The sequence below is a fragment of the Litorimonas sp. genome, assembly GCA_029936425.1.
GTDB lineage: Bacteria > Pseudomonadota > Alphaproteobacteria > Caulobacterales > Maricaulaceae > Litorimonas.
In genome coordinates this window covers 1-19,902 of record JAPYSU010000004.1, presented here as the reverse complement: position 1 = coordinate 19,902, position 19,902 = coordinate 1, and the positions used below count along the sequence as shown (strand labels likewise).

The window sequence follows — 19,902 nt, the reverse complement described above, 5'->3', positions numbered from 1 at the left end:
CATTTGGCGGTTTCAAAGCATTTATCAAAGAGAAACACTAGCCTCGGAGCTACTCATGACACGGACACTTAAATTAACATCTATTTTGGCAACTCTATTGGCGCTGCCGACCGCAGCGATAGCGCAGGATCGTTATCCTCAGGACCGGTATGATTACCGATACGAAAATCAGGCATATGAAGATTGCAAGAAATCCGATACCGAAAATCAGATTCTTGGCGCAATTGTCGGGGGATCTCTCGGCGCTGTCGTCGGCAATGAAGTTGGTGATGATGAAGGCGCCGTCGTCGGCGGATTAGCCGGCGGCACAGCCGGCACAGCTATTGCCAATAAGGACTGCGAAAAATTACTCAATCAATATAATCGATATGACAGAAGCGCTGTTCGCGGAGAAATCGCTTATGATGATCGTTATGTCCGCCGCGATCATGAAGGGCCCTATTATCGCGACGTAAACGGGCAGGTTTATTACAATGGTGTCAATGGAGAGCGTTACTATCGTCATGATGACGGGAATTTTTATGACCGTCGCGGATCATACAAAGGACGTTATCATCCGTCCTATTATGCTCCTGGCCAAGTGAAAAAGCGTCAGGAAAGATATGACGATTTTGATGACAGATATGATGATTATGACGACCGGTATGATGACTATGATGATCGCTATGATGATTAATAAACAAAACCCGCCTTTGAGGCGGGCTTTTTAATATTTTCAAGTCTGATACTTCGATATATTTGAGCGACTAATTAAACCTCTTCCAAATTCTTCTGAGGTTTAGAGACGTGATAAATGGATTATTTATAATTGACATAATTCTTGCAATGTTATTATGTATCAAAGTGTATGGGTCTTTCAAAAATAGACAATTCCATTTTTTAATATTGATATCATTCTTAGCAATCGCTCAGAGTTGCAATTCTTTAGATGCAAAAGAAAGCTCTCTGCAGAGTTCTTTGATGCTCAGCAAAACACAACTTAAAAATTGTGGAGTCTCCGGTGTAGAATATAGTCGATTAATGGCTCTGGATACACATGGTTTCGATCAAGACATGCAAGGAGGATGGCGAGAAATTGCTAATAAAGAAAACTGCAAGGCAGCGGCAGGCCAGCTCATAAAAGACTATATCGCTTATCATAATATCAAACCGCATTCTGGGTCGGATATATTGTATTGGCATGTTGGCCAGATGCAAGCCTATAGCGGTCAGACCGAAGACGCCCTGAAATACTTTAATATGAGTTACAATAAACAAGCTGAAGATTTGACGAATGAGAAGGAGTGGGCTCTCTATGCAGAAGGAACTATTGCCTTTCTTAAGAAAGAAAAAGGTAGATTAATCGCTGCCAAAAATGAGCTAGCAAAATATAAAGTTTCAGACGACAAAATAGCTGCCATCAAACAAATGCAAAAAAATAATCCGAATGTGATGTTTCCTGAAGGATTTCCAGAAAAATCTCTAAATCTGATAGCTCTTGAAGGACTGTTGAGATGTTTCGATCAGCCTTATTCAAAGGCTTATGGAAATTGTGAACAATAATTCTGTCTTTCAAGGCATTTTGTTACGCACTTTTTTATTGAGGCTTATCACCGAATAACTCGTATTGAGCCGTCTGTTTATCCCAGCGTTTCAGAACTGCTCTGGCAGAGTCCGGAATATGAGATTGAGCGTAATCTTCGCCCATAAAGTTTTTGACCGATTCCAAATCGTCAAATGTCATCAGTGTGGCAAATTCGACTTCATTCTCCGTCTCAGTGGTGTCGCGGCGCATCATTCTTATATGCAGAAGCCCGTCAATATTCCGGGATTCGATTTCCGGAATAATGTCTTCGGTCAGAAGTTTCTGATAAATTGGAGCATTTTCCGGTGTCGTCCAGCCGCGCCAATACCGGATAATCACAACCTGTCCTTAGCGATCGAATTTCACGAATTTGAGTTTTTTCGGCATATCGGCATCAGGACCAAGACGGCGTTTCTTGTCTTCGATATAGTCCGCGAAATTGCCTTCGAACCACTCCACATGGCTATCCCCCTCATAAGCGAGGATATGCGTGGCGACACGGTCGAGGAAGAAACGGTCATGGGAAATCACCACGGCACAGCCGGGGAATTTCTCCAGCGCCACTTCAAGAGAGGCCAGAGTTTCACGGTCCAGATCATTGGTCGGCTCATCGAGCAAGAGCAAATTGGCCGGCTTGGTCAACATTTTCGCGAGATTGACGCGGTTACGTTCTCCGCCGGAGAGCTGTCCGACATTCTTCTGTTGGTCTGTGCCCTTAAAGTTAAAGGCGCCGACATAGGCCCGGCTCGGCACTTCGCGTTTGCCCATGTGAATAACGTCCAGGCCATCGGAAATCGCTTCCCAGATATTTTTGGAATTATCCAGCGCGTCGCGGTTCTGATCGACATAGCCGAGCTCAACGGTTTCCCCGACTTTGAACTCCCCTTCATCGGGTTTTTCTTCGCCCGTGATCATTTTAAACAAGGTGGTTTTACCTGCCCCGTTCGGACCGATAACGCCGACAATACCGCCGCGCGGCAATCTGAAGGACAGGTCCTTGATCAAGAGCTTTTCGCCGAAGGCCTTGGACACATTTTTCGCTTCGACCACCACATTGCCGAGGCGCTCGCCCATCGGGATTCGGATATCGGCGTGGGAGACGACCTCTTTTTCGGCCTCGTCGCGCAGGTTTTCATAAGCGCTGATACGGGCCTTGGATTTGGTCTGGCGGGCCTTGGGGTTGGAGCGGATCCATTCCAGCTCTTTCTTGAGCGCTTTGGTTTTGGAATCGGCTTCCCGGCCTTCCTGATCCATACGTTTGGCTTTCGCGTCGAGCCAGGAGGAGTAATTGCCTTCATGCGGATAAGTTTTGCCGCGATCAACTTCGAGCGTCCAGTTTGTGATATTGTCGAGGAAATAGCGATCATGGGTAATCAGAATGATCGCGCCCTTGTAATTTACCAGATAGTTTTCCAGCCACGCCACCGTTTCCGCGTCCAGATGGTTGGTCGGTTCGTCAAGCAAGAGAAGGTCAGGTTTGGACAGCAATAGCTGACACAGCGCCACACGGCGCGCTTCCCCGCCAGAGAGATTATCAACGGGAGAGTCTTTGGGCGGGCAGCGCAGAGCCTGCATCGCCATTTCGATTTTGGAATCGATGTCCCAGGCATCGCGGCCATCGACCTTTTCCTGGAGCGCTGTCATTTCTTCCATCAGCTCGTCGGAATAGTCCTCCGCCATTTTCATGGCGACTTCGTTATAGGTGTCGAAGATTTTCTTGTCTTCGCAGCCCTCAATGACATTGCCCCAGACGTCTTTGGACGTATCGAGACGCGGCTCCTGCGGCAGATAGCCGACTTTCACGCCGTCGGCGGCCCAATGCTCGCCGGTGACTTCGGTATCGACGCCCGCCATGACTTTCATCAGGGTGGACTTACCGGCTCCATTTACGCCGATCAGGCCAATCTTGGCATCCGGGTAAAAAGACAGGTGAACATTGTCGAGAATGGTCTTATTGCCGAATTTCTTCGTCAGACCTTGCATGTGGTAACAAAATTGGCGGGCCATATTACGCTCTTATAATCCGGGGTAAAGTTTGAGCGCGATATGCGGCGACATCGCCAAAATTGCAAGTGTTAGTGTTCAGTCACCTTCATCGAAATGCGGCCCTAATCCTCAATTTCCTCTCTCGGCATTTTCCAGGACAGACAGGCCACAGGAACCAGCACAACAAACATGGCAGAGCACCAGAAGAGAAACCCCCATATCTCGCCGCCATTGGAAATCAGATTGTTTTTCGACAAGATCCCGAAAGTCAAAAACAGAAGGAGTGTGGCCCCGCCCAAAATATAATAGGCCGTTTGATAAGCCTTGGCTCTTAGGTCTCTTTCGAGATCATCAAGCCGTTTGCCGCCTGAAATGCGGTACACACCCGTGCGTTGAAGGACGCAGACGGCTATGGTTGCGACAGCGAAGGAGACATACGCTGCGACAATCAAATTTATGAAATAAAACGCGACTCCGGCGAAAACAAAGGCCAGAGCCAAAGAGCTTAACACCCGGGCTTCTGAGACGCGCATACGACCTAGCTTGGGTTTACAATTCTTTGCTATTGTACTCATAACTCTCTCCTATTCCGCCGCGCGTTTCGCGGCTAATTCTTCGGCTAATGATTTGAAGGGGCGGGGGCTGAAGGCCATATCGATTGGCACTTCGAAAAACTCGGCGAGTTTGAACGCCAGTTCCAGCGACGCGTTATAATCGCCGCGCTCCAGATAACCGATCGTCTGAAAATTCACATCCACAGCCTCTGCCAGGTCTTTTCGGGACAGGCCGCGCTCAGTCCGTAATATTTTAATGCGGTTATAAATCATATTGTTGTATATACACAACATTTTGAATATATCAACAACAATATTCTTTATTTTCACAAGAGTGATCGTAAGCGCTTATCTTCAAAGGATTTTTTCACTCCAAAAGAGACGGTGGCTTGACTCTTTTCGCCCCCTGCCCGACCACGCTCTCATGAAAATTGCGACTTGGAATGTGAACTCGATCAAGGCCCGGATGCACGCGGTCACGGCATGGCTGGAAGAAGCCAAGCCGGATATTGCCTGTCTCCAGGAAATCAAAACCGTGGATGACGCCTTCCCGCTCATGGAAATCGAAGCCCTCGGCTATAATGTCGCGATACACGGCCAGAAAAGCTATAACGGGGTGGCGGTTCTGTCCAAACTCCCCTTTGACGAAGTCTCGCCCCGCCTGCCCGGTGATGACGAAGATGAGCAGGCGCGTTATCTCGAAGTGGTGGTCAGCGGCCAAGGCGGCCCCGTACGCGTGGCTTCCATCTATCTGCCAAACGGCAATCCGGTTCTGGACGACCCGATGGAAAGCCCGAAATATACCTATAAGCTCGGTTGGATGGCCCGCCTGAAAACTCATGCGGCAGAGCTGTTGAAAAACGAAGAGCCGCTCATTCTGGCGGGCGATTACAATGTCATTCCGCGCGCCGGCGATACGCATGACCCCAAAGCCTGGTGGGGAGACGCCCTTTACCGCCCCGAAACCCTGCAGGCTTTTCAGGCCCTGAAATATCTGGGCCTGACGGAAATGTTTGAACAGTTTGACGGGCGCGACGGGCAATATAGTTTCTGGGATTACCAAGGCGGCGCGTGGCCGAACAATCTCGGCATTCGTATTGACCACCTTTTGCTATCCCCCCAGGCCGCAGACAAAGCCAAAGGCATCGTCATTCACCGTCATGTCCGTGAAGGCCAGAAACCGTCCGATCATGTGCCGGTCATGGGCGAGTTTGACCTTTAAACTCGGGGACGGAGCAGACCCCATAAAGCGGGATCCACCATATCAGTCCCCGTTTCAGTCATATAGTCAGGGCGGGCAGAGCTTTTAATCGTCCCGTTTTCAATCGCTTCGTCAACTGCGGCTTCGACCAAAGCGATGCGGGCGTCATAAAATTTACGGCGTTCGGCCTCCATCTCGTCCTCTGTTTTCGCCCTCGCGCAGGCGTGAAGCGCGTCCATATCCGCCAGCAAACCGAACACGAGCTTCATTTCCTTGCAAATGGCTGATTTGGCTTCCTCTGCGCTTCGGGCGCGGCGGTCTGAACCGAATTGAACCTCTTCTCCGAGCGGGAGCAGTGCATGCATCCGGTTCCCGAGGAACGCTATTTGCAATCCGTTGAAAATATCGAGTCCCTCAAAATCCATAAGGCGTTGCATAAAATCGGGTGTCATGAGGCTTCGCCCTTCAACCTGGTCATCGGAATAGACTTCGAACAGAGCTTCAAACCCGGCATCAACCAGTCTGACGCGCGACATATCCTGAAGCGTTTTGGGGTTTAGAATTCCTGCATCCCGCACAATCACCGTTCGGCCCAGAAATCCCGTAGAGTGATCCACGCTGATGAGAAGCCCCGAAAACCCTCGGCCTGAAAAACGGGCAAACGGCTCTTCCAGATTTTGGTCTGTATCCCTCGCGGCGGTTTCCAGAACCTCGAAAGACAGGTCGCGATAGCCTTTGCCAATAATATGGCCGTTACAGCGGAAAAGTCCGCTCGGACTACGGAGCATTCCGGTCGCATTCAATAAGGGTAGGATGGGCGGCGGAACGGATTTCGCGCGGTACTGCCAGCCGAACACGTCATAAAGCTGAACGCGGAGCGCCTGCAAATCTTGCGGAGTTTCAAATGAGAAAGCCGTCATAAAGACGGCTTACCGGGATAAGTTTAAAGTTGGGTTAGGGTAAGTCCCTTTCCCTTAGCCAAGGCCCGCCAGGGCTTCTTTCAGTTTCTCCTGCTCGGCGACGTAATCGGCGCGGCGTTCTTTCTGCAAGGCGACAACCTTTTCCGGCGCTTTGGCGACAAAGGCTTCATTGCTCAATTTCTTATCGATTTTATCGATTTCCTCCTGGGCCTTGTCGATTTCCTTATTCAGGCGCGCGCGTTCGGCGTCCAAATCAATGAGACCTTCGAGCGGGATGGCATAGGTCACCCCGTCCACCACCGTCTGGAGCGCGCCTTGCGGGGCTTCGCTTGCTGTTTTCACCTCAGCCACACGCGCCATGGGCGAGAGTTGCGGCGCATAATAGGACAGGCGCGGATCCAGATCACCGGAAAGCATTAAGAGGTCGGCTTTCTTGGCCGGCGGAATATTCATATCAGATCGGACAGAACGAATATTCGTAATCAGCGTTTGCAGCCACTCAATTTCCTCTGTCGCGTGAACATGGAACAGCTCATTGCCAAACTCGGGCCAAGCCGCGACGATCAAATGGCTTTCGCGGCGGGCGTCAATTTTATCCCACATTTCTTCGGTGATGAACGGCATGAAGGGATGCAGGAGTTTCAGGATTTGGTCGAGCACCCAGGCAAAGGTCGCTTGCGTTTCCTCTTTCGCGGACCCGTCCGTCCCGGATAGAAGCGGCTTGGTCAGTTCCAGATACCAGCTACAGAACGTATCCCACGCAAATTTGTATATGGCGTCTGCCGCGTCATTGAAACGATAGGCCTCAATATAGCGGGACACTTCCTGCGCCGTCTTGGCCGTTTCGGACACAATCCACTGATTGATCGGGATAATCGTATCGGATGGATCAAAGGTAACCGTGGGTTTACATCCGTTCATCTGGCCGAAATTGGCGGCAGACCAGAGCTTGGTGCCGAAATTCCGGTAGCCCGCAATGCGTTCGACAGACAGGCGGATATTGCGCCCCTGCCCGGCTTGCGACGCCAGAGCAAAGCGCAGGGCGTCCGCGCCGTAAGCTTCGAATCCGTCCGGATATTGCTTGCGCGTCGCTTTCTCGATTTGCGGGGCTTTTTCCGGGTTTTTCAATCCACGTGTGCGCTTAGCCACCAACTCATCCGCGCTCACCCCATCAATCAGATCGAGCGGGTCGAGCGTATTGCCGACGGATTTGGACATTTTCTTGCCCGCTTCGTCGAGAACAAGCGCGTGAATATAAACGTCATCAAACGGCACTTCGTCCATGAAATAAAGCCCCTGCATCATCATCCGCGCCACCCAGAAAAAGATGATGTCAAAGGCGGTAACGAGGACGGAGGTCGGGTAGAAACGTTCGAGTTCTTCGGTCTGTTCGGGCCAACCGAGAGTCGAGAACGGCCAGAGACCGGAGGAGAACCAGGTGTCCAGAACGTCTGAATCTTGAACAAGAGTTACTGAATTAATTTTTCCTGATGAGGTACCAACACCATAGGTCATCCCTGACCGTTGATCCTTTTGTGAAAATGATACTTCGACTTCGTTACCATATATTTCTTTGCACTTCTCAATAGCTTGTTGCTTATCAAAGGCGACTATTATTTCCTCGGGTCCATTATCCGCTTTATCGGGCTGAAAGTTTCTATTCGGACCATACCAAGCCGGGATTTGATGTCCCCACCATAATTGCCGGGAGATACACCAAGGCTGTATATTCTCCATCCAGTGGTCATAGGTCTTCTTCCAGTTTTCAGGGACAAAGTTGGTTGACCCGTCGGCAACTTTCGCCATCGCCTCACCGGCCATTTTATCGGCCGCGACAAACCATTGGTCGGTCAGCATGGGTTCAATGACCACACCCGAGCGGTCGCCAATCGGTTGCTGGATTTTCTTGTCTTCGATCTTAATGAGCAAGCCTTCGGCGTCGATATCCTCGACCACGGCCTTGCGCGCCTTGAACCGATCCATGCCGACATATTTCTCCGGCATGACGGCGTTTCCGTCTTTGTCCTCGCTGGCGATCATGACGCCTTTTTCATCCATGAGCGAGTACATCGGAATGTCGTTCCGCTTGGCGACTTCGTAATCGTTGAAGTCATGCGCGCCCGTAATTTTTACCGCGCCGGAGCCAAAATCCATATCGGGATATTCATCCGTGATGATCGGGATCAAACGGTTGGCGAGCGGCAGACGCACCTTTTTTCCGACAATCGAGGCGTAGCGTTCATCGTCAGGATGAACCGCCACCGCGCCGTCGCCGAGCATGGTTTCAGGACGTGTCGTGGCGATGGAAATATAATCGCGCTCTTCCGTCAGCGTGACGTTTCCGTCCTCGTCTTTTTCGACATAGGTATAGGTCTCGCCGCCGTCGAGCGGATATTTGAAGTGCCAGAAGTGACCGTCTTTTTCGATATTCTCGACTTCCAGATCGGAAATTGCCGTCTGGAAATGCGGGTCCCAATTGACCAGACGCTTGTCGCGGTAAATCAGCCCGTCATTATACATATCGACGAAAGCCTTGGTGATAGCCTCCGCCATTTTATCGCTGTCATCGTCCGGATCGCCAAGGGTGAATTTCTCGCGCGACCAGTCGCAAGAGGAGCCGAGGCGGCGAAGCTGCGTTGTGATGTTGTCGCCGCTTTCTTTTTTCCACGCCCAGACATGGTTCAGAAAGTCTTCGCGGGTCATGTCTTTGCGCGCTTTGCCCTCGCCGGCGAGTTTGCGCTCCACTACCATTTGCGTGGCAATGCCCGCATGGTCGGCGCCCGGCTGCCATAACACGGCTTTACCTTTCATCCGGTTATACCGAACCAGAATGTCCTGAATCGTATTATTGACCGCATGGCCCATATGCAAGCTGCCCGTCACATTGGGCGGCGGGATCACGATTGAGAAATTATCGTCCTTGGTGTCCTCAGGCTTGGCCGCGCGCGGTTTGAACGCGCCGCTTTCCTCCCACATTTTATAAAGGCGCTGTTCCACCTCTTTCGGATCGAAATTTTTCTCTAACATCACTTTACCTAAACAGATTGTTCGGGGCCTAAATAAAAAACCCGTCTACCCGGCCACAGCATTGAAGCCTCGGCCAGGAAGACGGGGTTTATCGCGCTCTGCCTCAAAAGAAAAGAGGCAGAGAAATCTACTTACCGGAAGAAATCCGCTGAACTTCTTTCGTCACAGCGCGCTCAACAATGTCATTTAAATGTTCGTCCAGCCACTCTTTGAGCATGGGACGAAGCGCTTCCATGACGAGATCGCCAATGCGGTCACCCCGTTCGGCTTTGATGGCTTTTTCCTCAACCATGTTATTCAGAGATGCAAAGGCGTTGGACGCCGCTTCTCCGCTCACTTCGTCGAGAATTCTATCTTGATTTACGGCAGCTTTGGGCATGTCTGCAGTCTCCTTTGGGTTTGTTTTAGCAGAGATTTCGACGACATCAGCAGATGTCTGCACGTCCTCTGTAGATGTTTCAGCCGCTTCAGCCGAAGGGGTGTCCTTGGCTGTATTCTGGGTAGTATCGGTTCTTAAGCCAGTCTGGTCGTCCGCCGTTTGGGCGGCGCTGAGTTTTGCTTCCGCTTCTTCTGCGTCGTGTTCCGCCTCGCCCGCAATTTCCATCAGGCTGGAAATCAACGATTGCGCCGTAACCTGAACTTCAAGCTCTTCTTCCGCTTTTTCGGGCTCGTTATCTTCGATCAGAGAATCCAGAGGGTCTTCATCAAGTGTCTCAGAAGAATAAACTTCTTCGGCCTGCGTCAGCTCAACCTGACTTTCAGGCTCCGGAATTTCCAGATTTAGGTCCCCGTCCATTTCATCGTCGAGGCCCATGTTAATGATCTCATCCAGAATATCGGAATCATCAAAATCCGGTTTTATAATATCGGCGTCATTTTCAGATTTCTGAGACTGCGCCGTAACTTCTTGCGAGTCTGAACCTGTTTCAGAGCCTGAATCCTTTGCGACATCACCTTCGAAATTTTCTTCCAGAATATCACCGATATCCGGAATTTTTTCATCAATCGCGGATGAAAATTGAGCGTCCTCACGCGCCGCCGATTCCGCAGACGACTGAGAGTCGGTTTCCGGTTCGGTCAAATCCGCCATCAGGGACTTGACCATATCCATATCCGCCTCATCCGAGTGGAAGGCAGGTTTGTCTTGAGCCTCGCTTTGCGGGCTTTCAGATGGCGTGTCCACCGAACTTGCGGCTTGCGGCTCTGCTGCCGCCTCTTCCAGCATCTCATCCAGATCTTCTATCTCAAAAGTCTCATCAGCCGCCTGAGGCTCAGCCAACTTAGCTTCTGCCTGAGGTGTTTCATTTTGCGGCGCGTCAGCTAGAAGCCCTTCAAGCTCATCAAAGAGAGTATCGTCATCGCTGTCCTCCACAGACGCAACATCAATCTGATTTGACAGGTCAAGCACATCATCCGCGTCTTCTTCGAGCGTCAGGTCCTGAGCCTCGCTTCCGACTGAAAGGCTTTCGTCTTCCTGCTCCGGAATTTGGATATCAAGCATATCCGCCAGATCATCCTCTTCTTTAAAACTTTGCAGAAACAGGTTTTCAGCGCTTTCCGGCGGGCTTTGCGCTTCGCTCAAAAGCGCCTCGATGTCCAGATCAACCGTATCATCCATATCATCGATGATATCATTGGAACCGCCCTCATCCCGAGGCGATCGTCCCCGCTGGCCGTGAAACACACTGTTTTCATCATAATCTGCGGAAGGGGCCAGAACTGTATCCGTCACTAAACTCGCGGGAGACATGGCAGGGTCAATTTCGGACGTTTGGTTTCTCGAACTTTCAACATCCAGAGCTTGCGGCGGTGAAATATCCATTGTCTGGTCATCATCCGCAATAATCTTGCGGATTGAGTCCAGAATATCTTCCATACTCGGTTCATCCGCTAGATGTGCCTGACCTGATTCAGATGTCGTTTCAGACATAGTGTCCCTAATTTCCCTGAATTCAAAGTGAACCCGACTCAATACGCCTCCCCCAAGATGTATTAATTCAGGGTTAAGACAACACGTCAGGCTTGTCTAGGCAATGCGTTCATCAATTGTGGGGAGAATCTCTTACAGTCGGATTTTGTGCTCCGGAATCTTCCCTGTCTGTGTCGGCATATCCGTCAAAGCGGTTCTCAATTTTTATGACTTCGCTCTCGACGGCGCTGGACATATCGTCAGCAGCTTTCTGTACGGAGCTTGGCACCACTTTGTCCACGAGCCGGGTCAGGCCGTCATTTCTGACCGTTTCAAAATTCTGATCTGGATCATATGGGGCGTCAAGATTTAAGGGAATGCCTTCCGAATCAAAAACGCCGATCGTGGAAAGAAGCTGGAAAGTTGACGCATTCAGATTCCGCCCGGCTTCAATAAGGGAAAGCTTGGCATTCAAAAGTTCCTGCTCCGCATCGAGCACATCGAGTTGACTCCGGTTGCCGACTTCAAGTTCCAGAGAAACCCCTTCAAATGCAACTTCAGCAGACTCAACCTGTTTCTGACTGGCGATCAAGGTGGCCCGCGCGGCCTCTCTCTGCGCCCAGATTTGTCGTATGGCTTCATCCACCGCCCTTTCGCGGTCCCGGCTTTCAAACCCCAGACGGGTCTTCACATGTTCGGCCTGCCGAACGCGGGAGCTGTTCAGCCCGCCGGAAAAAATCGGAATGCTAATTTGAGCCGTAATTTCTGCGGCTTCGGACTGTTCAAACCCGAAGAGCTGGCCGCGCTGCGCCGCGACATTTCCGTTTAAAGATATTGTTGGGCGTCCGGCGGATTTGGCCACATCAATGGCGGCCTCGCCGGCTTCTTCGCTGAAATAGCCGGCAATCAGCTCCGGATTGTTTTTTCGGGCCAAATCAATGGCCTCGCCAATCGTCTGCGGCGTGACGAATTTCGGAACGGGCTGTAAATCCGCAGGTATTCGCCCGACGATTCGCTGATAACTCGCCCGGGCGCTCTGAAGCGCCGCCTCGGCCTGGGCCAGACCGGCTTCCGCCCCCGCGAGACGAGCATCTGACTGAGCAATATCAGTTTTGGTCCCGACTCCGACGTCAAACCTCTCATTGGCGGCGTCCAGCTGTCGAGTCAGAACCTTTACATTATTTCGGCGAATACGGGCCGCTTCTTCGGCCTGTTGAACATCCAGATAGGCATTTGCCCCCGCCAGAAATAATTGATTCTCTGTGGCGCGCAGGCTTTCTCGCTGCGCCAATATTCCGGCTTTTGCCTGCTCCTTGAGGGCTCTAACCCGCCCGCCCTGATAAAGCGGCTGTACGATTTCGACCTGAGCGGCGCTCGGCGCGAAATAGAATAGATTATCCGGTCTGGATCCCGGCGGGATATTATCGGGGATATCGCCCTGCCCAAAACTCTGGCCGCTTCCGATGCCGGATCCCTTCAAGACGGACCGGCTATATTGACCACTGGCAGTAACAGAAAAGCGTCCCTGCGCCCGGGCCTGGATGTAATCTTCGTCGACCTCTCTCAAACGGGCGCGAGCGGCCAGAAGCTGGGGATTTTTATTATAGACCGCAACCAAGGCCTCTGACAAAGTTTCGGCAGAGGCTGGAGAGCTTAGCGCCAAACCGCTCAAGGCCAGAACCGACAAGATTTGAGCAAGCATTTGGAATTTGCGAGTCATATAACCTTAAAGCTGATATTAAGAGCTCTCTTCCACGAACAATATACGGTGCAAGCTAAAAAAGTGTTTTGAGAAATTTGGAGATATCTCCACTTTCATATCTTAAAAGACAAACGCTGCTTCGCGCTCAAATCCCGCCAGGATAGGGGCCGAAGCATCAAAGACGACGCGCTCCCCGATTTGATTCCCGGATTTAGTATAAACCGTCCCGCGTCCCATGGGGCCATTCTGAACGATACAGACCAATCGGCCCTTATTCGCCAATTGTGAAATCCAGCTTTCGGGAACTTCCGTCACCGCGCCGTTGACAAAAATGACGTTGAAAGGCCCATGCTCTGACGCGCCCGCTTTCAATTCGCCTTTCACGACAGCGGCGTTACTGATATCGGCGGCGTTTAACAAATCTGTAGCCTTGTCGACGGCTTCATCCGTTGTTTCCAGACCCACGACTGTATCCGCCAGTTTCGCCATAATCGCGGTCGAATATCCTCGGCCACAAGCAATATCGAGAATAATGTCAGAAGATCTGATCTCGGCAGCGTCTATAAGTTTGGCAAAGTCACGCGGGCGAAGCATGATACGGCCTTCATCCATTTTTATATGGGAATCGCCATAAGCCAGAGCCGATTTGGCTTTGGGAACGAATTTCTCCCGCGGGGTGGTCCGAAAAGCTTTCAGAATAGCCGGTTCCGTCACATCACTGGTCCGGATTTGGCTTTCCACCATATGATCACGCGCTTTGGCGAAGTCGAACATGAATTTTCCTCATCTTTATCGCGGAATAGAGTCTCACGACCTATCCCCACTTACAAGGCGTCTTTACGCGGCTACGCTATAGACTGCCAGTCCAAAGCCTTGCAATGGCGGAATTCGTATATCTCACATGCAAAGGGCGATAAATCAGGCTTGCGAAGCGCAAAACCTCTCGCTAAGAGGACGGCCCTGCGATGGTACCATGGCGGAGTGGTGACGCACCGGATTGCAAATCCGTGAACCCCGGTTCGATTCCGGGTGGTACCTCGCAGTCCATCCTCGTGACCCATATCGTGATAATCGTTCCAGTGGAACGATTTGCCGATATGCCGAAGGATTGAGATTTATCTCTATCCGCCGGACTTAATCTGCCCCGAAGTTTCATGAAGTCGTTTATAGATGTCTTCCAACATCCATGCTTTTATGGAGGATGCGGATAACCGTAATTTCAGAGTCAGTTTCTTTATAAAAGATAAAGTGTTCACCTGCTGGATATTTGAAATACCCTTCCCGAATATCAACGGCTCGGCCTATCACGCTCCCAGTCGAAAGGGCGTGTGATGAGTCTCGAAGGGTTTGGACGTAGATGGTAGCTTGTTTCAACCCCCAGTGATCAAAAGTATAGTCCCAAATATCGCTTATGTCATTTTGGGCTAACGGGGAGTATTTAACAGGTTTCATTTGGCGTTAAATTCGCCATGTTTCTTTTCAATAAACTTGTCAAAATCAAAAGGGGCGGCTTTGCCCGATTTTTCCCCTGCTATTAAAGCTTCCTGCAAAGCTTGAACTTTTGCTTCATGCTCTTCCAGTAACCGCAATCCTGCCCGAATTACGTCGCTGGCTGAATTATACCGACCCGCACCAATTTGAGTGCCGATAAAACTGGAAAAATGGTCTCCGAGGGAGATAGAGGTATTGTGTGCCATAATTTGAATTTCCTTTATTGTGTACTATATACCAATAATTGGTATTTTGCAAATTTTGTTCGTTATCAGCGTGGTTATCAAAAATGATTTTGTATCGACCATCTTGAGTTCCTTATGGTTTGGCCGCATCCGCGCGCTCCGGGCTTCGCCCGGCAGACCCTACCGGGTCACGCGGATGGATATTTTCGCTTTACTCTGACGTTACATTTGGGCAACTTTTCGGAATGAGCCTTTTTCCTACTTTCATGGCCCTTCTGGCTGGATATTTTTTCGGCGCAATTCCCTTTGGGCTGCTCTTGGCCAAAGCCACTGGTCAGGGGGATATTCGGAAAATTGGATCCGGAAATATCGGCGCAACCAATGTTTTGCGGACAGGACGCAAGGATATCGCGGCGCTCACCCTATTACTCGACGCTGCCAAAGCGGGCGTGACCGGGCTGGTGGTCGCGCATTTTTTCGGACAGCCCTATGGTTACATCGCCGCGGCGGCGGCCCTGGTCGGTCATTGCTACCCTGTCTGGCTCGGCTTTAAAGGCGGCAAAGGCGTGGCGACATTTTTCGGCGGCTTGTTCGCCCTGGTTTGGCCCGTCGGACTTTTTGCCGCCATTGTCTGGCTGGCGACGGCGTTCATTACCCGCCTCTCCTCTCTCGGCGCGCTCCTCGCCTGTGTGTTTTCCTCTATTCTGGCGTGGTTGATTTCGCCTTTGGCCGCCGCTCTGATGGTCAGTTTTATGGCCGTCATCATTCTCATTCGTCACCGCGAGAATATTTCCCGTCTTTTGAAAGGACAGGAGAGTAAAATCGGACAAAAGGGCTGATGCAGCTTCGCGAATTGAGTTTTGCCGAGCGTCGAGACTGGCTTCGCCTCACACGAACTCACACGGTTGGCCCCGTTGCGTTTCGCGATCTGCTCAAACGGTTCGGGACCGCCGCCAAAGCGCTCGACGCCCTGCCCGGGCTTATTCGTAAAAAGGATATACGACCGCCATCGCTCCAGCAGGTCGAAGCGGAAATGGAGGCCAGTGAAAGACTGGGCATTCGTTTGCTTGCCGCGTGCGAACCTGATTATCCCGCGCCGCTACGCGCTATCGACCCGCCGCCGCCCCTTATAAGTATCTGGGGGCAAAGTGGTCTTCTGTCCAAACCCTGTGTGGCGATTATCGGATCCCGTAACGCGTCGGCCAATGGCCAGCGCTTTGCCGGAAGAATTGCTGGGGAGCTAGCCGAAGAAGGGTTTGTTGTAGTCTCAGGTCTGGCGAGGGGCATTGACGGTTGCGCGCATCGCGCGGCCTTGGACCACGGCACGATCGGCGTCCTTGGCGGCGGCGTGGATCATATCTATCCCCGCCAGAACGAAGACCTCCATCTTGAGATGCGAGAGCGCGGCCTGTTGGTCAGTGAAAGCCCTCTGGGATACCGCGCAACCGCCCGCGACTTTCCGCGCCGCAACCGCATCATTTCCGGCCTTTGCCGGGGCGTGGTTGTAATAGAAGCGGCGGAGCGGTCCGGCACGCTTATTACGGCGCGCTATGCGGCAGAACAGGGACGCGAGGTCATGGCCGCGCCCGGCTCTCCGCTCGATCCGCGTACAAAGGGTTGCAACCGCCTCATCCGTCAGGGGGCGGCTCTGATAGAAAGTGCCGACGACATTCTGGAATGCCTCGCCGGCCTGCCAGACACGCAGTTTCTGGAACCGGAGGAAACTTATGAGGATCCGCCTGTTTCATGGCAGGTCGCCGCCAAAGAAATAGAGAGCGCGAAAACACAAATATTGGATGTCTTATCGCCTACGCCCTCACCGCGGGACGATATTATTCGGGCCAGCGAGCTGCCAACCTCCATCGTAAATGCCGCCCTCCTTGAATTGGAACTGAACGCGGAAATTGCCGTCGAAGCCGATGGACGGATTTCAGGGCTTTACTAACGCAGCGCCTTTATACAGGTGAGCGTTTCGTCCAGCGATGTTTTCACATCTGCGAAGCCGCCCATCGCTGCGAGCTCACAGAGTTGCTGGGTCATATCATGAAGATAATCCAAGAGTTTGATTTGATCCGGCGAGAGGTGAAACGTCTCAGGCTGGGAGGGGAGCGAGGTCGGCATATCAAATCCTTTATCAGATATGAGAATACCGGATTGTAACTATAGCGAGCAATATATCAAGACTAAACTATGACGTGTAGTTGATATTCGACACATCTCTGCGAGTTGACATTCTGGACGTCGCAGACCAAATGAGCGCCGCTATTGCCCGCCCAACCCAAGGCAATATGACAGAAGGTAAGACATAAAATGAATCTAGTCATTGTCGAGTCACCGGCCAAAGCCAAGACGATTGAAAAGTATTTAGGTAAGGATTACAAAGTCTTGGCCAGTTTCGGCCATGTGCGGGATTTGCCGTCCAAAAATGGCTCCGTCGATCCTGATGATGATTTCGCCATGTCGTGGAGCGTCGATACGCAATCGAAAAAACGCATCAAGGATATCGAGAACGCACTCGATTCGTCAGAGAAACTCATCCTCGCGACCGACCCGGACAGAGAAGGCGAAGCGATTTCCTGGCATTTGCTCGAAGTTCTGTCGAAGAAAAAAGCCTTTAAAGGCAAGCCTGTCGAACGGGTTGTCTTTAACGCCATTACCAAAAAATCAGTCACGGACGCGATCGCCAATCCGCGCCAACTCGATATGGAACTGGTCGAGGCTTACCTCGCCCGCCGCGCGCTGGATTACCTCGTTGGCTTTACCCTCTCGCCTGTCCTGTGGAGAAAGCTTCCGGGCGCTCGCTCTGCCGGCCGCGTTCAATCCGTCGCTCTGCGTCTTATCTGCGAGCGCGAAACCGAAATCGAGAAATTTGACCCGCAAGAATACTGGACGGTTGAGGGCAAAATAAAATCCGGCTCCGGCGACTTCCCGGCGCGCCTCGTTGCGCTGGACGGCGAAAAACTTGAAAAGTTCACGCTCAATAATGAAGAGCTCGCCCTTAAAGCCAAAGCCGCCGTTGAGGCCGCTGACCTTTCCATTGAAAGCGTCGAAGCCAAGCCGATTACGCGTAATCCTTACCCGCCCTTTACGACTTCGACCCTGCAACAGGACGCCTCCCGCAAGCTCGGCTTCTCTGCCACGCAAACCATGCAAACGGCGCAGCGGCTTTATGAGGGTATAGACATTGGCGGCGAGACCACTGGTCTTATCACCTATATGCGAACCGACGGCATTTCGATGGTCGGCGAAGCCATCAGTGATTGCCGCGCCGCGATCGCGTCCAATTATGGAGACAAATACCTCCCGGGACAGCACCGCGTTTATACGTCCAAAGCGAAAAACGCGCAGGAGGCCCATGAAGCCATCCGCCCTACCAGTTTCTCTCGTACGCCGGACTCGCTCCGCCTGCAGGGCGACCAGAAGAAGCTCTATGAGCTGATCTGGAAACGCGCCATGGCCAGCCAGATGGAATCTGCCATTCTGGATCGCACCACGGTGACAATCTCGGACCGTAAAACGGTTGAACTCCGCGCGACGGGCCAGATCGTCCGCTTTGACGGCTTTCTGAAAGTATACGGCGAAAACAAAAAGAAAAAGTCCGATGGCGACGAAGAAGATACAACGCTTCCACCCGTCAAAACCGGCGACAATGCAGATGCCAAAGAGGTTTCTGCCGATCAGCATTTCACTCAGCCGCCGCCCCGCTATTCCGAGGCGTCTCTGGTCAAAAAGATGGAAGAGCTCGGCATTGGCCGGCCCTCCACCTATGCGTCAATCCTGAAAGTCCTGCAGGATCGCGGCTATGTGAATCTCGAAAAACGCCGCTTCTCTCCAGACGATAAAGGCCGCCTTCTGACCGCCTTCCTCGAAAACTTCTTCGAAAAATATGTCCAGTATAATTACACGGCGGATCTTGAGGAACGTCTCGATCTCGTCTCCTCCGGGGATCTGGAATATAAGAAACTGCTGGAGGAATTCTGGAAGGAATTTTCCGCCAGTATTGCGGAGACAAAAGACCTGCGCATCACCCATGTGCTGGACGCCTTGAATGACGCGCTCCGCCCTCTCGTCTTCCCGCCAAAGGAAGATGGCTCTGACCCGCGCAAATGTCCAAGCTGTGATGATGGCGAACTTTCACTGAAACTGGGTAAATTTGGCGCTTTTGTCGGCTGTTCAAACTATCCTGAGTGCAAAATGACCCGCCCCTTTGGACAAGGTGAAGCGGCGGACGCTCAGGCAGAAGACAAAATCCTCGGCGTTCACCCCGAAACCGGAAAAGACGTTGTCCTGAAAACCGGACGTTTCGGCCCTTATGTCGAGATGGAAACAGAGAAAAAGCCCAAGAGGACGAGCCTGCCAAAGACCTGGAGCTATGACGCAATGGACCTTGAAAAAGGTCTGCGCCTAATTGACCTGCCACGTAAAATCGGCAGCCATCCCGAAGATGGCAATCAGATTATCACGGCTCTCGGCCGCTTTGGTCCCTATATCAAGCACAATACGACCTATGTGAACCTGCCCGACATCGAAGACATGTGGGAAGTGGGTCTGAACCGCGCCGTCGATATGATTGCCGATAAAATCGCCAATCCAAGCAAACGCTCTCGCGGCGGCAAGGTCCTGAAAGACCTTGGCAAACATCCGTCGACGGAAAAGCCGGTTCAGGTCATGGAGGGCCGCTATGGTCCCTATGTGAAATACGAAAAGATCAACGCCACCATCCCCAAGGGTCAGGACCCGCAAGAGGTGACGATGGAAATGGCTGTGGACTATATTGCCGCGAAGGAAGCTAAAGGCAGTAAAAAGAAAAAGCCTGCAGCGAAGAAGAAAACGGCGGCGAAGAAAAAAACGGCGGCCAAAAAGAAGCCTGCGGCAAACAAAAAACCGGCTGCGAAAAAGACAGCCGCTAAGAAAAAGCCTGCAGCGAAGAAATAAAACTAAATTTACGGTTCTTATCCCGCTCACCCCGCTGAAGAGCGGGGTCCAGATACTCAAGGCTTGTAGTCAGTCTAATCAGATGCGGGTTTGAAAACCGTCCCGTCTCGTAAATTTGTAACAGGTCGCTAATAGCACAAACTGGATCCCGCCCTTCGGCGGGATGAACGGGGTGTCATAAATAAACATCCCCGTTTACCCCCTTAAAAACCCAAGCCCTTTCAACCCCTTACAAAAATCCCAAGAGATAGATCCTCACTTCCCTATTTACCCTTATATTTATTAAGTTGTTTTTGACGGGGCGTTGCCCCGGCTCTGACAATTTTGGTTCGGGCCGGAAATCGATTTTATCGATTTCTGTCTCGGCCAAACTAAAATTGTTCTTTTGCTCATGGACAGGAAGACGTCACCTTCTGGAGCACGAGACG

The 19,902-nt window shown here is 51.6% G+C and carries 18 protein-coding genes and 1 tRNA gene; 7 read left to right on the top strand and 12 right to left on the bottom strand.

Annotated elements, in window-relative coordinates; translation table 11 throughout:
- Positions 1-55: 55 nt before the first annotated feature.
- Positions 56-676: a glycine zipper domain-containing protein gene (locus ACN0IC_RS04875; RefSeq protein ID WP_416877647.1), complete on the top strand. Its 621-nt coding sequence runs from the start codon at positions 56-58 to the stop codon at positions 674-676.
- Between the two features lie 284 nt (positions 677-960).
- Positions 961-1,542 carry a hypothetical protein gene (locus ACN0IC_RS04870; protein ID WP_416877646.1) on the top strand — a complete coding sequence of 194 codons (582 nt, stop codon included), beginning with the start codon at positions 961-963 and terminating at the stop codon, positions 1,540-1,542.
- Positions 1,543-1,576: 34 nt separating this feature from the next.
- On the opposite strand, the gene ACN0IC_RS04865 is transcribed toward ACN0IC_RS04870, so the two are convergent.
- From ACN0IC_RS04865 to ACN0IC_RS04850, 4 genes are all read right to left on the bottom strand, one after another.
- A complete protein-coding gene (locus tag ACN0IC_RS04865; protein WP_416877645.1) occupies positions 1,577-1,903 on the bottom strand; it encodes an antibiotic biosynthesis monooxygenase in 327 nt (108 codons plus the stop codon).
- A gap of 9 nt (positions 1,904-1,912) precedes the next feature.
- Positions 1,913-3,571 carry an energy-dependent translational throttle protein EttA gene (ettA, locus tag ACN0IC_RS04860; protein ID WP_416877644.1) on the bottom strand — a complete coding sequence of 553 codons (1,659 nt, stop codon included), beginning with the start codon at positions 3,569-3,571 and terminating at the stop codon, positions 1,913-1,915.
- Positions 3,572-3,672: 101 nt separating this feature from the next.
- On the bottom strand, positions 3,673-4,125 hold the full coding sequence (locus tag ACN0IC_RS04855; RefSeq protein ID WP_416877643.1) for a hypothetical protein: 453 nt from the start codon (positions 4,123-4,125) through the stop codon (positions 3,673-3,675).
- A 9-nt stretch (positions 4,126-4,134) separates the two neighbouring features.
- A complete protein-coding gene (locus ACN0IC_RS04850; RefSeq protein ID WP_416877642.1) occupies positions 4,135-4,377 on the bottom strand; it encodes a helix-turn-helix transcriptional regulator in 243 nt (80 codons plus the stop codon).
- Positions 4,378-4,528: 151 nt separating this feature from the next.
- Here ACN0IC_RS04850 and xth point away from each other — a divergent pair, with 151 nt between their 5' ends.
- Positions 4,529-5,326, top strand: a complete 798-nt coding sequence (xth, locus tag ACN0IC_RS04845) for an exodeoxyribonuclease III (protein ID WP_416877641.1) — start codon at positions 4,529-4,531, stop codon at positions 5,324-5,326.
- Here the strand turns inward: xth and ACN0IC_RS04840 are convergent.
- The 5 genes from ACN0IC_RS04840 to ACN0IC_RS04820 all read right to left on the bottom strand — a co-directional run bounded on the left by ACN0IC_RS04840 (position 5,323) and on the right by ACN0IC_RS04820 (position 13,637).
- The gene (locus tag ACN0IC_RS04840; protein WP_416877640.1) at positions 5,323-6,225 is read right to left on the bottom strand and encodes a DUF3137 domain-containing protein; all 903 of its coding nucleotides are present in this window, start codon (positions 6,223-6,225) and stop codon (positions 5,323-5,325) included. The two genes, xth and ACN0IC_RS04840, sit on opposite strands and share 4 nt — an antisense overlap.
- Before the next feature lie 54 nt (positions 6,226-6,279).
- A complete protein-coding gene (locus ACN0IC_RS04835) occupies positions 6,280-9,252 on the bottom strand; it encodes a valine--tRNA ligase (protein WP_416877639.1) in 2,973 nt (990 codons plus the stop codon).
- A gap of 127 nt (positions 9,253-9,379) precedes the next feature.
- Positions 9,380-11,182, bottom strand: coding sequence for a DUF2497 domain-containing protein (locus ACN0IC_RS04830; RefSeq protein ID WP_416877638.1), 1,803 nt, complete (start codon positions 11,180-11,182; stop codon positions 9,380-9,382).
- Between the two features lie 112 nt (positions 11,183-11,294).
- The gene (locus tag ACN0IC_RS04825; RefSeq protein ID WP_416877637.1) at positions 11,295-12,881 is read right to left on the bottom strand and encodes a TolC family outer membrane protein; all 1,587 of its coding nucleotides are present in this window, start codon (positions 12,879-12,881) and stop codon (positions 11,295-11,297) included.
- A gap of 102 nt (positions 12,882-12,983) precedes the next feature.
- A complete protein-coding gene (locus ACN0IC_RS04820) occupies positions 12,984-13,637 on the bottom strand; it encodes a protein-L-isoaspartate O-methyltransferase family protein (RefSeq protein ID WP_416877636.1) in 654 nt (217 codons plus the stop codon).
- Positions 13,638-13,830: 193 nt separating this feature from the next.
- Between ACN0IC_RS04820 and ACN0IC_RS04815 the strand changes: the two genes are divergently transcribed.
- Positions 13,831-13,901, top strand: a tRNA-Cys gene (locus ACN0IC_RS04815).
- Between the two features lie 126 nt (positions 13,902-14,027).
- Here ACN0IC_RS04815 and ACN0IC_RS04810 read toward each other — a convergent pair.
- Both ACN0IC_RS04810 and ACN0IC_RS04805 read right to left on the bottom strand, forming a co-directional pair.
- Entirely contained in the window at positions 14,028-14,315 is a 288-nt protein-coding gene (locus tag ACN0IC_RS04810) for a type II toxin-antitoxin system RelE/ParE family toxin (protein WP_416877635.1), read from the bottom strand.
- Positions 14,312-14,560: a type II toxin-antitoxin system ParD family antitoxin gene (locus ACN0IC_RS04805; protein WP_416877634.1), complete on the bottom strand. Its 249-nt coding sequence runs from the start codon at positions 14,558-14,560 to the stop codon at positions 14,312-14,314. The genes ACN0IC_RS04810 and ACN0IC_RS04805 overlap by 4 nt, the downstream gene beginning before the upstream one ends.
- Before the next feature lie 224 nt (positions 14,561-14,784).
- On the opposite strand from ACN0IC_RS04805, the gene plsY reads away from it, so the two are divergent.
- Both plsY and dprA read left to right on the top strand, forming a co-directional pair.
- The gene (gene plsY, locus ACN0IC_RS04800) at positions 14,785-15,378 is read left to right on the top strand and encodes a glycerol-3-phosphate 1-O-acyltransferase PlsY (RefSeq protein ID WP_416877633.1); all 594 of its coding nucleotides are present in this window, start codon (positions 14,785-14,787) and stop codon (positions 15,376-15,378) included.
- On the top strand, positions 15,378-16,484 hold the full coding sequence (gene dprA / locus ACN0IC_RS04795) for a DNA-processing protein DprA (protein WP_416877632.1): 1,107 nt from the start codon (positions 15,378-15,380) through the stop codon (positions 16,482-16,484). Before plsY ends, dprA begins: the two co-directional genes overlap by 1 nt.
- Here dprA and ACN0IC_RS04790 read toward each other — a convergent pair.
- A complete protein-coding gene (locus ACN0IC_RS04790) occupies positions 16,481-16,660 on the bottom strand; it encodes a hypothetical protein (RefSeq protein WP_416877631.1) in 180 nt (59 codons plus the stop codon). The two genes, dprA and ACN0IC_RS04790, sit on opposite strands and share 4 nt — an antisense overlap.
- Positions 16,661-16,849: 189 nt before the next feature.
- Between ACN0IC_RS04790 and topA the strand changes: the two genes are divergently transcribed.
- Positions 16,850-19,474 (top strand): type I DNA topoisomerase, encoded by a 2,625-nt coding sequence (topA, locus tag ACN0IC_RS04785; RefSeq protein WP_416877630.1) that lies wholly within the window; start codon positions 16,850-16,852, stop codon positions 19,472-19,474.
- The last annotated feature ends 428 nt before the right edge of the window (positions 19,475-19,902 follow it).